The organism is Neobacillus sp. 114 (assembly GCF_030127045.1).
Lineage (GTDB): Bacteria > Bacillota > Bacilli > Bacillales > Cytobacillaceae > Neobacillus > Neobacillus rhizophilus.
This window is the reverse complement of record NZ_CP126144.1, coordinates 1,453,477-1,467,478: the sequence shown is the minus strand read 5'-3', so window position 1 is coordinate 1,467,478 and position 14,002 is coordinate 1,453,477. Positions and strand designations below refer to the sequence as shown.

Annotated in this window: 10 protein-coding genes; 3 read left to right on the top strand and 7 right to left on the bottom strand. The window is 39.9% G+C overall.

Going from position 1 to position 14,002, the window contains the following annotated elements:
- Positions 1-25: 25 nt before the first annotated feature.
- The gene (locus QNN06_RS07245; RefSeq protein WP_213118111.1) at positions 26-1,291 is read left to right on the top strand and encodes a dicarboxylate/amino acid:cation symporter; all 1,266 of its coding nucleotides are present in this window, start codon (positions 26-28) and stop codon (positions 1,289-1,291) included.
- Positions 1,292-1,343: 52 nt separating this feature from the next.
- On the opposite strand, the gene QNN06_RS07240 is transcribed toward QNN06_RS07245, so the two are convergent.
- The gene (locus QNN06_RS07240) at positions 1,344-1,628 is read right to left on the bottom strand and encodes a hypothetical protein (protein WP_213118112.1); all 285 of its coding nucleotides are present in this window, start codon (positions 1,626-1,628) and stop codon (positions 1,344-1,346) included.
- A gap of 231 nt (positions 1,629-1,859) precedes the next feature.
- On the opposite strand from QNN06_RS07240, the gene QNN06_RS07235 reads away from it, so the two are divergent.
- Positions 1,860-2,708: a peptidylprolyl isomerase gene (locus QNN06_RS07235; protein ID WP_213118113.1), complete on the top strand. Its 849-nt coding sequence runs from the start codon at positions 1,860-1,862 to the stop codon at positions 2,706-2,708.
- Positions 2,709-2,843: 135 nt separating this feature from the next.
- On the opposite strand, the gene QNN06_RS07230 is transcribed toward QNN06_RS07235, so the two are convergent.
- Positions 2,844-5,927, bottom strand: a complete 3,084-nt coding sequence (locus QNN06_RS07230) for an efflux RND transporter permease subunit (protein WP_213118114.1) — start codon at positions 5,925-5,927, stop codon at positions 2,844-2,846.
- A 99-nt stretch (positions 5,928-6,026) separates the two neighbouring features.
- Between QNN06_RS07230 and QNN06_RS07225 the strand changes: the two genes are divergently transcribed.
- Positions 6,027-6,854 carry a TetR/AcrR family transcriptional regulator gene (locus QNN06_RS07225; RefSeq protein WP_217035629.1) on the top strand — a complete coding sequence of 276 codons (828 nt, stop codon included), beginning with the start codon at positions 6,027-6,029 and terminating at the stop codon, positions 6,852-6,854.
- A 101-nt stretch (positions 6,855-6,955) separates the two neighbouring features.
- Here the strand turns inward: QNN06_RS07225 and QNN06_RS07220 are convergent, their stop codons facing one another.
- From QNN06_RS07220 to QNN06_RS07200, 5 genes are all read right to left on the bottom strand, one after another.
- On the bottom strand, positions 6,956-7,951 hold the full coding sequence (locus QNN06_RS07220) for a Gfo/Idh/MocA family protein (protein WP_284037329.1): 996 nt from the start codon (positions 7,949-7,951) through the stop codon (positions 6,956-6,958).
- A gap of 516 nt (positions 7,952-8,467) precedes the next feature.
- Positions 8,468-9,628 (bottom strand): C40 family peptidase, encoded by a 1,161-nt coding sequence (locus tag QNN06_RS07215; protein ID WP_213118117.1) that lies wholly within the window; start codon positions 9,626-9,628, stop codon positions 8,468-8,470.
- A gap of 351 nt (positions 9,629-9,979) precedes the next feature.
- Positions 9,980-10,459 (bottom strand): YheC/YheD family protein, encoded by a 480-nt coding sequence (locus tag QNN06_RS07210; protein ID WP_217035620.1) that lies wholly within the window; start codon positions 10,457-10,459, stop codon positions 9,980-9,982.
- 29 nt (positions 10,460-10,488) lie between these two features.
- The gene (locus tag QNN06_RS07205; RefSeq protein ID WP_213118119.1) at positions 10,489-12,090 is read right to left on the bottom strand and encodes a glucose PTS transporter subunit IIA; all 1,602 of its coding nucleotides are present in this window, start codon (positions 12,088-12,090) and stop codon (positions 10,489-10,491) included.
- A gap of 182 nt (positions 12,091-12,272) precedes the next feature.
- On the bottom strand, positions 12,273-13,727 hold the full coding sequence (locus QNN06_RS07200) for an MDR family MFS transporter (protein ID WP_284037328.1): 1,455 nt from the start codon (positions 13,725-13,727) through the stop codon (positions 12,273-12,275).
- Positions 13,728-14,002 lie beyond the last annotated feature (275 nt).

Below are 14,002 nucleotides of genomic sequence, written 5' to 3'. Positions count from 1 at the left end.
TTATCAAACAAAGGGGGTAAAAGGAATGAAAATTAATTTTCGCAATTTAACGGTTCAAGTTATTATCGGTATTATTCTAGGTATTGCTGTCGGATTTCTGTTTCCAGAGTTTGGGGCAAAATTAAAGGTATTAGCAGATATCTTTATTAAACTAATAAAAATGGTCATCGCACCAATCATCTTCTTTACTATCGTCATCGGTATTGGAAATATGGGAGATTTAAAGAAGGTTGGCCGTATCGGCGGTAAGGCACTGCTTTATTTTGAAATTGTCACTACATTTGCCTTAGCGATTGGTATTCTAGTAGTTTCTATTATTAAACCAGGGCATGGCTTTAACACGAAAGCTGCTGAAGGGGCAGACGTTTCACAGTACACAAAGGCTGCTGCCGAAACTAGCCATGGTGTGATGGACTTTATCTTAGGAATCGTTCCTGATAATGCGCTGGCAGCTCTATCTGGTGGAACTTTACTGCCGGTTCTATTCTTTGCAGTGATATTCGGAATTGCCGCTGCTTCTTTGGGGGAAAAAGCAGCACCAGTCATTTCATTCCTTGAAAAGGTTTCGGAAATTTTCTTCGCTATTGTAAATATGGTCATGAAGGTATCTCCAATTGCAGCATTCGGCGCAATGGCTTTTACCATCGGTAACTTCGGTATTGGCTCTCTTATCTCATTAGGTAAATTAATGGGTTCCGTTTATATTACGATGTTCCTGTTTATCGTGTTCGTTCTTGGCACTATTGCTAAATTCTATAACTTCAATATCTTTAGTTTCTTAAAATATATTAAAGAAGAAATCCTGCTTGTTTTAGGAACATCATCTTCAGAATCTGCTCTTCCAAAGATGATGGAGAGACTAGAAAAGTATGGCTGTTCAAAATCAGTTGTAGGTCTTGTTGTTCCAACAGGTTATTCTTTCAATCTTGATGGAACCTCCATCTACCTATCCATGGCTGCAGTCTTTATTGCCCAAGCCTATGGAGTCGAATTAACCATTTGGCAGCTAGTAACCCTGCTTGGCGTATTAATGCTTACTTCTAAAGGGGCTGCTGGTGTTACTGGTTCAGGATTTATCACTTTAGCAGCAACTTTAGCAGCTTTCCCAATGATTCCGGTAGAAGGAATGGCACTTATTCTTGGGGTAGACCGCTTTATGTCAGAAGCACGTGCCATTACAAACCTAATCGGTAATGGTGTCGCTACAGTCGTTATTTCAAAAACGGAAAAAGAATTTAACCCAAGTGGTGTAACCCAAACAAAATCTCAAAAAACTTCCATCGCTTCTTAATTTAAAAGCAAAAAAATTAGGACTGGCTCTTCCTGAGCCGGTCCTTTTTTGACTATTCTCCTTTTTTCTTCGGTACTAATTTCACCACTTTATACCCAGGCTTTAATTTAACCCTCCTTGTTTCCTTATCTGTTTTAAGTTGATAAATCGTATATTTACGCGGCTGCTGTTCAACCAAATCAATTTTTTGGATTTGTTCGTTTTTATAATATTTCCGTATTTTCTTTTCCTGCTTCTCTTGTTTTTCTCCATAAAACACATCATATAAAAAAATGAATACATACACGAAAATGGCGCCGACTATTAGCGTATAAAGAATTGAAGACAAAATTGACACATGTGACATCCTTTCTTAATTAGCGGAAATAAAATATATTTTATCGTTTCTTCCGGCCGCTTTCCATTTTTTCTACAATTGTTCTTAGCTTGTTCATTTTTTATTCATATTCATTCTGTACCATAGATTTTATAAATGAAAACTCGCCGATTGGCGAGTCCGTTAGGACGAAGACAGAGGCGTAGTTGAATTTATACTTTCTTATTAGCTAAAAATTTAGGAGTGAAATAATTGAAAAAATGGATTCTTTCAGGATTAATGGTTGGCGCTTTGGCTTTGGCAGGCTGTAGCAGCGGTGCCATCATGAAATCCGATGCAGGAAATATCTCTCAGGATGAATTATATCAAGCGATGAAAGACAAATATGGAACACAAACCCTTCAGCAGCTTGCAGTGGAAAAAGTGCTGGCAAAAAACTATTCCGTTTCTAAGTCTGAAGTGGACGCCCAAGTGAATAAAACAAAGGAGCAGATTGGTGATTCATTTCTCTCCACCCTTCAGCAATATGGCTTTAAAGACGAAAACGACTACCGAAGCTCTGTAAAACTAAATCTGCTGGAACAAAAGGCAGTGTTTAAAACCATTAAGGTAACGGATAAAGAACTGAAGCAGGCATACGATGATTACACACCGGAAATTCGTGCCCGTCATATTTTAGTGAGCGACGAAGCAAAAGCAAATGAAATTGCTGCGAAACTTAAGTCTGGAGCTAAGTTTGAAGATTTAGCGAAGGAATCAGAGGATACCGCCACTGCCTCCAAAGGCGGCGACCTTGGCTGGTTTGGCACCGGCGTCATGGACCCTGATTTTGAAAAAGCAGCCTATGCTTTAGAAAAAAATCAAATCAGCGACCCGATTAAAACCTCTTACGGATACCATATCATCCAGGTAACAGATAAAAAGGAGAAAAAATCATTCGAGGAAATGAAAAAAACCCTTACCGAACAGGTAAAGCAATCAAAAGTCACACAGGACCAGATTGTTAAAGTGTTAAAAGACGAGTTCAAAAAGGCTGATGTCAGCATTTCTGATAAAGATTTAAAAGCGGCAGCCGAGTTCTCTACGACAACTGTTCAATAAGAACAGCCCAAATAAAAAAAGCCGAGAATGCTCTCGGCTTTTTTATATTTTGTCTACCAGGATCTTGGGTATTTGTCTTTGCGTATTTCTATTCCTTCTTAAGATCTTGGATGACATCCAGCAAAGGCCGGATTTTTAATTTTCTTCTATTTCTCTTCGGTTTTTCTTGAACATCTTCGATAATACTTCATACACGATTGGAACAACGATTAAGGTTAATAGCGTTGAACTTGCTAAGCCGCCGATAACAGTAATGGCAAGACCTTTCGAGATTAATCCTCCACCGCCTTCACCAAGTGCCAATGGGATTAACGCTCCAATGGTAGCAATAGCGGTCATGAGGATTGGACGAAGACGTGTCGCTCCGGCCTCCAAAACAGCTTTCCTCATACTCAAGCCATCGCGTTCCATATGAATAATCCGGTCCACCAAGACGATGGCGTTCGTAACAACAATACCAATCAGCATCAGCAGCCCCATCATGACTGAAACGGAAATGGTTTCCCCAGCAATTAACAAACCTACAAAGGAACCAATTACTGCAAACGGAAGCGAGAATAGGATTGCAAACGGTGCAACACCTTCACGGAAAGTAACAACAAGGATGAAGTAGACGATAGCAATCGCTGCAGCCATGGCCGCTCCAAGCTGGGTGAAGGTTTCCGTCATATCCGCTTGGACACCGGCAACGCCAACTGTCACTCCTTTAGGGAGATCCAATTTATCTACTTCTTTACCAATCTTAGCGGTTACTTTCGAAATATCCTCGCCTTTGATTGTGGCTGAAACGGTCGCAAAGTATTCACCTTTACTACGCGCCAACGTATTCATCGTGGTCCCCTTCTTAACAGTAACTAACTCAGAAAGCGGCACATTCGCCCCCACTGCCGTCGGTACCTGTTTAGAAAGCATCTCATCGATAGATTCCGGCTGGGCCGTTTGTTCCTGTTGAACAATGACATCTAAAGCCTTCCCGTCTTTTTCAACAGTTGTTAAAACATCCTTCGTTTTCTGCGGATTTAACATCATCACAAGCTGGCCTGTTGTTAATCCATACTTTAGCAGATGGGCTTGTTCAACCCGGAAGGTATATTCGACATAAGCATCCTCGGCAGTTGAAGTCACATCTTTTAAATCTTTATGTTTCTTCAGTACTGACTCGACTTTTTTCACCGAATCGTTTAATTTGTTTAAATTTTCACTGTAGAACGTATAGCTTACTTCATTGGTCGATCCCGACATGGACGAGAAGTTCTGGCTCTTCCATGTTCCTGATTGGCCAATACCTGTTACATACTTTTCAATCTTCTCCTTAACGGAAGGGAAGTTCTTCGTATCCGGATCAAAAATCAGGTACATTAATCCTCCTTTGGAGCCGCCGCCCATCATCGCCCGCTGCGGGTCGCCTTCTTCTGTAATGGATATTTGAACAATATCAATATCTTTACGTTTCATCATTTTTTCTTCAACCGCTTTAACATTTTCCAATGTCTGCTCGTGAAGTTCGCCAGCTTTTGGTGTGTAGGTTAAGTACATGACCTTATCTTCTTCGCTCCCCATAAAGCTGAAACCAATTAATGGCGTTAATGCTAAGCTGCCGGCTAATAACAGTACAGCCAAAATAGAAGCGATGACTTTGTGGTTAAGTGCTTTTTCCAAAAACCATTTATACCATTCGGCGAGCTCCCCGGCATCTTTATGACGAATGGCCGTCTTCTCGCTGTATAATTTTTTCCTAAATAGGAAATGCGAAAGAGCTGGCACGATGGTAATTGCTATGAGTAAGGAAGCCCCGAGTGAAAATGCCATCGTTAAGGCAAACGGTGTGAACAATTCACCAACCATACCGCCTACGAAGATCAGCGGTGCAAAAACGGCGACCGTTACCAATGTCGAGGACATAATCGGTTTGAACATTTCAATGGTCGCTTCGCGGACCAAGGCGCGCCCAGTTAACTTCTCTTCCTTTAGATGCAGGCGTCGATAAATATTTTCCACGACTACTATTGAGTCATCGATAACCCGGCCGATCGCGACTGTTACCGCGCCGAGCGTCATGATATTCAAGGTTATATCCATCCAGTTCAGAATCAGCAGGGCCATAAGAATTGACACTGGAATCGATATGATAGAAATAATCGTCGATTTAAAATCACGTAAGAACAAAAGAATGATTAAAACGGCTATCAAACCGCCAAACACGGCCTTTTCTACCATCGTGTTCACAGATTCCTGAATTGGTTTTCCCTGGTCAAGGGTTACATCGATAGTAAGCCCCTCATATTTGGCCTTTTCATCTTTTATTAGTTTCTTTACCTTATTAACGACATCAACAGTATTAGCCTGCTGGGCTTTGACAATTTGAATAGCAATCGCGTCTTTGCCGTTTGTTCGGGAAATTGATTGCACCTTACCAATTGTCTTAACCTCAGCAATATCGCCAAGTTTCACAATAGGTGATGGATTAGCTGCTGATGGTGTAACAGGAATTAGCATATTATTTAATTCATCCACCGTCATGAACTTTCCATCAATCGCAACAGCCTGCTCCCCTTCTTTAAACTGGTAAAGTCCTAAGGAAACGGCCATGTTGCTTGCTTGAATCATTTGCTTTACTTTATCTTCAGTTAAACCTAACTCAGCCATTTTGGCCTTATTGTACGTAAGGTCTACTTCGTCAATATGCTGACCGGTAATGGTTGCAGATGCTACACCATCGAGTTTCTCGATTTTAGGAACCAAGCTTTCCTCAACGGTTGACGTAAGCTCAACAATATCCTCTTTTGAACTGCTGACACTTAGTGCAACGACAGGCATCATGTTCATGCTGATCGCCGTTGTCGTTGGTTTCTGCGCCCCTTCCGGCAATTTCAAGGAATCCAATGCCGATTTTAATTCACGCTTCGCCTCATCCATATCGATACCATATTCGTATTCCACCTGGATGCTCGCCATATTTGAATAGGAATTGGAATAAACGGCTTTTACGTGGTCAAGGCCCTCCGCCGCTTTTTCAATTGGCATGGAGATGTCGTTCATGACCTGTTCTGGGGTGGCACCAGGATAAACGTCCGTTACCATTAAATACGGAATGGAAATATCGGGAATCATCTCGGTTTTCATTCGTAATCCCGAATATATACCCGATACCGTAATGATGATAGTCAATAACCAAACTGCTAATTTATTTCTCAAGACAAAATTGACTAACCCTTTCACTATTACACCTGCCCTAAATTGACTTAATGAACTCAATTCCTTATAATAATGACCAATCAGTCATTTGTCAATTAAAGACCATAGGAGCGAGGTCAATAGATGATTAAAAAACAATTAATTATGGAAAAAGCGCTGGAGCTTTTTGCGGAGCAAGGGTTTGAGGCCACTTCGGTACAGCAAATTACGGAGCATTGCGGAATATCTAAAGGAGCTTTTTACCTGTCTTTTAAGTCAAAGGACGAATTGATTATTGCTTTAATCGACCAATTTATGATGCAGGTTGTTACTGACATTGACCGCATAGTCAGAGATACTTGTGATGAGCAGCTTTTATATGAATTTTATTATTCTATTTATCAGTCTTTTCACAAGCATTCAGACTTTGCCAAGGTCCTCATGAAGGAGCATTCGCAAACACTGAATAAAGAACTCATTCAAAAGATGAGATATTATGACAAATTATTAGAGAACATTATCCTATCGATGATTGAACGTTTATACGGAGATAGAGTGCAAGAGATAAAGTATGACTTAATGTATTCAATAAAAAGCTTTATGAATATGTATTCTCATTTATTTGTATTCTACAGTATTCCAGTAGATTTGAAGTTACTTGCTAACTCCCTTGAGGAAAAAACAAATCTGCTGGCTAACAACGCCACCATGCCATTTGTTTCTGTGGAGCTTCACCATATGATGCAGCCTATGAATGTAGAAATAACGAAGGAACAAATACTTGACACTCTAGAACAAAAAATAGCAGAAATAGAAGAGCCAATTGAGAAAGAATCGTTGATTCTGTTAAAGCAGCAGCTTGTAGAGCCGACCTTTAGTCAGGCAATTGTGAAGGGGCTGCTAGAGAATATTCGGAATCATCCCCATTGTAAATGGATCTCCTATTTACTTCGCCGGTATTATAAAGTTTAAATTTAGATCCATCGTATTTAAATAAAAAAAGCCGAGATCAGTCTCGACTTTTTTTATGTCAATGGATGACAAGTCTTTTATATTTCTTCGTACCATCAATCCTAAGAATCCAGCCGTACAAGCATTCCAGTTCGAATGGATTCATAGCAAGCCTGAATAGCCCTTGTGTTATTGATTGAACTTTCTGCGGTGTAGGATGGTTCCCCATCCTCTAAAATGACATTTGAAATATGTTCGACCTCTAATTTATAAATATCGCCGGTAATTTTTTCTTCTCTTTTAACGAATTCCTTCTGAACAATGACTAGGCCTTCCCCGCCTTGATGGTCTGGGCGGAATGCTCGTGGGACTTGAATTTTTCCTTCCGTTCCGATAATTTCATACTCAGCTCTAAATGTCATATCAAAGCTGCAATCAAAATAACCAGCCATTCCATTTTCTAGTTTCATGTAGACAAAGGCTGAAGTATCCACCTGATGATCCGGGTCGATGTTGGCATGAACATGGACTTCGACAGGTTCTGTTTGCAATACATTGCGAATCGCATGGACACAGTAGCAACCCACGTCATAAATACTTCCGCCGCCTTTTTGCTTATCCATTTTGATATTCCCTTCCCGCTGGGCGAGTGAGAATGAAAAACTGGCGCGCATGTATTTCACTTCACCGATTTCACCTGAGGCAATAATTTCTCGGACCCGATCATGCTGCGGATGAAACTGATACATAAATGCTTCCATAAATTTCACGTTTTTCTCCCGGCAAAACTCCGCCATTTCCCGTGTTTCATCAGGAGTCATCGACGCTGGTTTTTCGCAAAGAACATGCTTGCCATGCTTTGCCGCTTCCATCGTCCATTGTTTATGTAAATGATTTGGCAGCGGTATATAGACGGCATCTATCTCGGGGTCTTGAAGAAGTTCTTCGTAGCTGCCGTAGCATTTGGGAATGTCAAACTTCGCCGCTACTTCCTCCGCTTTTCCGCTTCCGCTGGCGATAGCGGCCACTTCCGCATTTTGCGCTCGGCCAAATGCGGGGATTAACTCTCTTTGGGCAATTTTTGCAGTACTTAAAATACCCCAACGAACCTTTTTCATTTCAAATCATCCTTTATATTTTAGAATTAAACACCAAAGTAGGCCATAAAACACCGGCAACATGAACTGTAATCCCTGTTGTTTTTTTCCCTCCTGCTACACCGTTTGATAGTCACCCTATAATCATCAAAGGGCTTTCCTAATAGTTTATTAGAGAAAGGATGCCGAGTAGTCAGCATCCTTGTCCATTAAAAGCTTTTTCTAAAGAAAACTCGCCGATTGGCGAGCCCCTAAGGGCGGTTCATGAGGCGTAGTTGCACTTATGCATTAAGAAAGTATAAAGCTTTCGGCAGAAAGTTTATACTTCTTATTAGCCGGAATATTAAACCTTCAGTATATTGGAATCGTTTGCAGGTTTACTTCTATCCTAGCATATCCTTTTTTATCAAATCAATAATTTATTCAGTAAACAAACAAATTTTCCGAATATATTGTAATGAACAAAAAAACGCCTAGAGCAGAATTACTCTAAGCGTTTTTTCTCCATATTTTCACCGTTACTATTGTATACTTCTTTTACCGCAATACTCTCGCTGCACTTGAGAATTTGGATGGGTCATAAGATGCAATCTTCACCACATCACCCGTTTGCGGCGCATGGATATACTGACCGCCGCCAATATAAATACCGACATGATAAGCAGGGCTACCCCTAAATACTAAATCTCCTGGCTGCACTTGGCTTGGTGAAATTCTTGTTCCAACACCTTGCTGGGAACTGGACACTCGTGGAAGATTGATCCCAACTGCATTTCTGAACACGTACGAAGTAAATCCAGAACAATCAAATCCACTCGGCGTTGAACCGCCCCAAACGTAAGGAACACCTAAGAATTGTTTTGCATAAGAAATAACCTTATTTGCCGCATCAGGGTCAGATGGATTAGCAGCTGCAACCGTTGGTGCTGGCGCTGGGTTTGAAGCAGTTTTGACAGAAGACTGCTGCACCTGCGCTGGCTGTTGCTGCTGGGCCAAACGAGCTTGGCGCTCTGCCTCTTCCCTTGCTGCTATTTGAGCCTGACGCTCAGCCTCTTGTTGAGCAGCGAATTGGTCCTGTTGGCCTTGTAATTGGGTTTGAGCTGCCGCCAATGCCTGCCCAACTGAAGCCTTATCTTCTTCAATCTGTTTCTGTTCAGCAGCTAATTCTACCTGGCTCTTTTTTAAATTAGCTAGCTCATTTTGAAGTTTATCTTCTGCATCTGTTAATGCTTGTTGTTTTTCCTTTAACCCGTTTAGTTTATCAGTGTCATTTTGAATAATTTGCGAAATCGCTGAAAAGCGTGTTAAAAACTCAGATAGATTATTAGAAGAAAGCAAAACCTCTGCGTAAGCGGCGACCGAGATTTTACCCTCTGACTGAATACTTTTTAACCGCTCGGTATAAGCCTGTTTGTAAGCTTCCAAGTCATTTTTTGCTGTTTCAATTTCAACCTTGGATTTTTCGATTTCCCCTTGTTGAGTTTGAATTTGGTCGTTCAATTTTTGACTTTTCTCTATCGCTAAGTTAATTCGGTTATCTAATTGTTGAACTTGTGTTTCAAGGTCATCGACATGCCCTTGAGTCGCATTTATTTGACTTTGTGTGACTTGTCCTGGTTCTGCAAAAGCAGGTGTTGCTTGTATCAAAGATGCGAGGACGACAGCCGATACTGTATATGTAAAAAATTTTTTTATCATCACAAATCTCCTCTAACTACCTATTATTATTTCAAATTCTTAATCTATTATTAGTTTATATTCCCATTAGACTAAAAACAATGAAACTGTCGGATTTGTAATGTAATTGTAATTTTATGTAGAAAAATATTACAAAAATTTCGACATCCCCCTGTTTTTTACTTTTTAAAGACAAAAAAAACCCAAATAAATCTATTTATTCGGGTGGAATTTAGAAAGCTAATAGGAGCTGCTTGAGATTGTGTTAAAGAATATTTACTAATCCCTCAGGAAAAATCCCCTTTTTAAAATCCAGCCAGGTGCTTTAAGCAGAGATAATACGAATTTTGAATATCTCTGTACAACTTCGTATCATTTATACCAAGGGGGAAGGGTATCATCCACAAAGCGATGACTCAACTCAATAATCCAAATATGTTTATTTTTATCAACAGCCATATCCACTCCTAAATCGCCAAACAGCTTCCCTGATTGCTTCTCTAAACATTCAGCCGCACGACAGGCAACAGTGAAGAATTGCTGTTTCAGGTCCTCAGTTGTTTCCGATGTCAATCCTAAGCTTTCCTGTAAAGTATAAAAAGCCGGTTGAACGGTACCGCCATTACTATGATTACTAACAATGCTCCCCGGCACGCCGTTTTTTGCCACCCAACCAGTACATAGCCATTTTCCTGTTTGGTCTTTGGCAAGGTACAAACGGTAATCAATGACTTGATTATTGTAGAAATTCAAATCAAGCTTTTGCTGGATTATATGTTGTTTTCTTCCAATCTTGTTGGAGGAGACATTAATGATAATATTTCGAAGAAGATTATTTAATCCTAATGACAAAGGTGAGGAACTTTCCCTCACCTTTTACTTTATACAATAAGTCTAATTAATTCATCTTTCATTTCGACACTCACATCTTTGCTTGGAATCACATCTAAATATTGACCGGAATTGGTAATGACTACCGGAGTTTTAACATCGTAGCCTGCTGCTTTAATTCTTTCAATGTCAAATTGAATCAGCAAGTCTCCCTTTTTAACGGTATCCCATTGTTTAACATGCGCAGTAAAAAATTGACCGTTCAGATTAATGGTATCTACCCCAACATAAATTAAGATTTCAGCCCCATCTTCTGATGTAATACCAATAGCGTGATCAGTTGGAAAAAGAGTGGTAACCATACCATCCACCGGAGAAACCACTTCTCCCTTGGATGGATCAATGACAATGCCTTTTCCTACCACTTCAGTTGAAAATAACGGATCTTCAATTTTGGTTAAAGGAATAATTCCTCCGCTTAATGGGCTAAAAATGGTTTCTCGTTTTACACCCGCTAGTCCAAATTCTTTAATCGTTTTAGCCGATTCAGCGTTATTTTTTCCTTCATAGCCAATCACTAATGTAAGAACCAGTGCAAGTATTAACGCTGCAATAGTCCCAATTAAATAGAGTCCGATTGGTGTAAAGACAGGAATAGACAAGAAACTCGGGAGAGCAAAGGCAGTCCCTTTTACTCCAAATGCCCCATTAATAGCTCCACCAATTGCTCCGGCTATTGCCACAATTACCATCGTTCGTTTGTACCGTACAAGGATACCATATGTAATGATTTCAGTTGTCCCAGCTAAGGCACTAGGAATAAGCCCAGATCCAGCGAGTGTTTTCAAGTCCCTATCCCTAGTTTTTAAGAGAACCCCAAGGCCCATCCCAATTTGCGCAAATGGAGCAGCAGCTACCATCGGGCTAATCGGGTCACCGCCAGTTGCTAAATTCGCAATCATGATTGGAACAACTGCCCAGTGAAGACCTAATATGGTCAAGAATGACCATCCAGCCCCCAGCACTGCTCCAGTCAGAATGCCGCTTTTTGCACTTAGAAATTTGATCACCAATGCTAAGCCCCCTCCCACATATGTACCAAAAGGGCCAAAAACAAGTACGGTCAAGGGAACAATAATAGCTAATGAAATAAGAGGATTCAAAAACATTTGTAAGTCTTTATATATCACTTTTTTCAAAAACTTATCTAAAACGGCATAAATGGAAACAGCAATTAATATAGGAAAAACGGTTGAGGAATAGTTCGCCAATATAACCGGAATCCCTAAGAAATCTACGTTTTGAGCTTTTGATGCAACTAAATCCGTATAATGGGGTTCCAATAGTGCAGCACCGATCGCACCACCAACGTAGCCATTAGCTCCAAGTTTTGTGGCTAATGTGATGCCGAGAAAAACTGGGAAGAAGTAAAAAATAGCATGTCCAGCTGCAGAAAGAATGGCAAAGGTTCCGCTTTTAGGAGATATCCACCCTAATGTCATTAAAATTGATAATAACGCTGAAATTAATCCGGATCCAGCAAGAACCCCTAGAATAGGCGCGAAACTTCCACTGATTACTCCTAATATTTTATTCATGACCGTTTCTTGTTTTTCTTCAGCAACATCTCTCGAAGTATTAATCGCGTTCACATTTATGATCTCCTTGATTGAAATTTACGTTATCAATTGTTCCTATAGTAAGAACTTTACAGCGGGTACTTCTTCTTATAATTACTCTTTCTAATAAAATCATCCTTAACTTTGCCTATAAAAAATAAAACCATTCGTAAAGAACACTTTTACGAATGGTTTCTAAAAAATTTTAGCTTTTGCTAGTTGCGTACGGTTTCTGTTGAGCACACCAAAACTTGAGATTGTACGTTTTCTTCACTTGGTTTGTTGACAAATAATGAACAGATGAACAAAAAGACTGAAATTCCTGTAACAAAGTAGAAGGCATATTTTACACCTGCCGCTAATATTTCTGCTTGCGAGGCAGCGGGAACATCGCTGGCAAAGCTAGTTTGACCTGCAGTAAGCAAAGTAATGGCAATCGCTGTACCTGATGCACCAGCAACTTGGTTCAATGTATTCATAGCAGCTGAGCCATCTGCATAAAACTCACGCGGCAATGCATTAAGTCCATTTGTTTGTGATGGGATCGTTACCATCGTTAACCCAAAGAATAAAACCATAAATGCTATGACAATTTGCCAAGCAGGTGTTGTCGCTGAAATAGAAGCAGCGAAAATAATATTACCAATCAATACAATAATGGATCCTACTAATGCTAATTTACGCGGTCCAATTTTATCAAACATCGTTCCAACAATCGGTGACAGAATAACATTGACAGCATTACCTGGCAGTAATAATAGACCAGCCACTGCAGCACTAAATAATAAAGATCCCTTTAAATACATTGGCAATAAAATAGATGTTGATAAAATGACTAAAATACTTAGGAACATCATCGCTGTTCCTAATGTGAACATGGGATACTTGAATACCCCTAAATTAATCATCGGCTTATCCATTGTATTTTGACGAATTCCAAATAATACAAGGGCAATAATCCCTACTAGTAAAGGTGCCCATACTAATGGAGCAGTAAAAGGTGCACCTGCCATAGAAGCCAGACCATAGATTAATCCGCCAAAACCGATTGTGGATAAAACAATGGATAACGCATCGATTTTAGGTTTCGTAATTTCCCCTACATTTTCTATTTTCGCTACAGCAGTAAGAGTCAGTAGTACATAAAAAGCGGCGCTAATCCAGAAAATATAATGCCAGCCTAAAGTGCTAATAACGACCCCTGAAAGTGTTGGTCCTAAAGCTGGACCTAATGTAATCACCAGACCCATAATTCCCATGACTACTCCGCGTTTATGAATAGGGAAAATCACTAAAAGTACACTTACCATGACCGGCATGATAATACCTGTGCCGATTGCTTGAACGATACGGCCAGTTTCTAAAATTGCAAAACTTGGAGAAATGGCTGCTAGAATCGCTCCTACTAGCGAAATAACAATTCCCCCAATAACTAATTTACGAGTACTAAACCATTTCATTAAAAGGGCTGAAATAGGCACTAATATAGCTAATGTTAATAAATATCCTGTTGTCAGCCACTGTGCAGTAGCCGCTTTAACAGCAAATTGATCCATGACATTTGTTAATGCCATATTTAAGGCTGTTTCACCAAATAATCCAATAAAGGCACCTAGCATTAAGATCGCTGCCATGACCTTAGGACTTTTTACTTGTATTTGCGTTTTCATAAAACTCTCCTTCGTAAATTAATAAGACCAATCTTGTAAAACCCGGAAATAATTGTTAGTGATTCACGGGCCAGTAATTGTATCTTTTTCACCCAAATTCAGCTGATTATTTTCAATCATTCCAATCAGCTTGTGTTCCATTCCCGTTGCACACCCCCACATACCAACGGACCAGCTAACTATATCAAAAAATTTTTTCTAACGTCAACCAAGTTGACAAAAATTTTTTTTAATGTTAATATGGTATTATCAACTTAGTTGACATCAATTTGAAT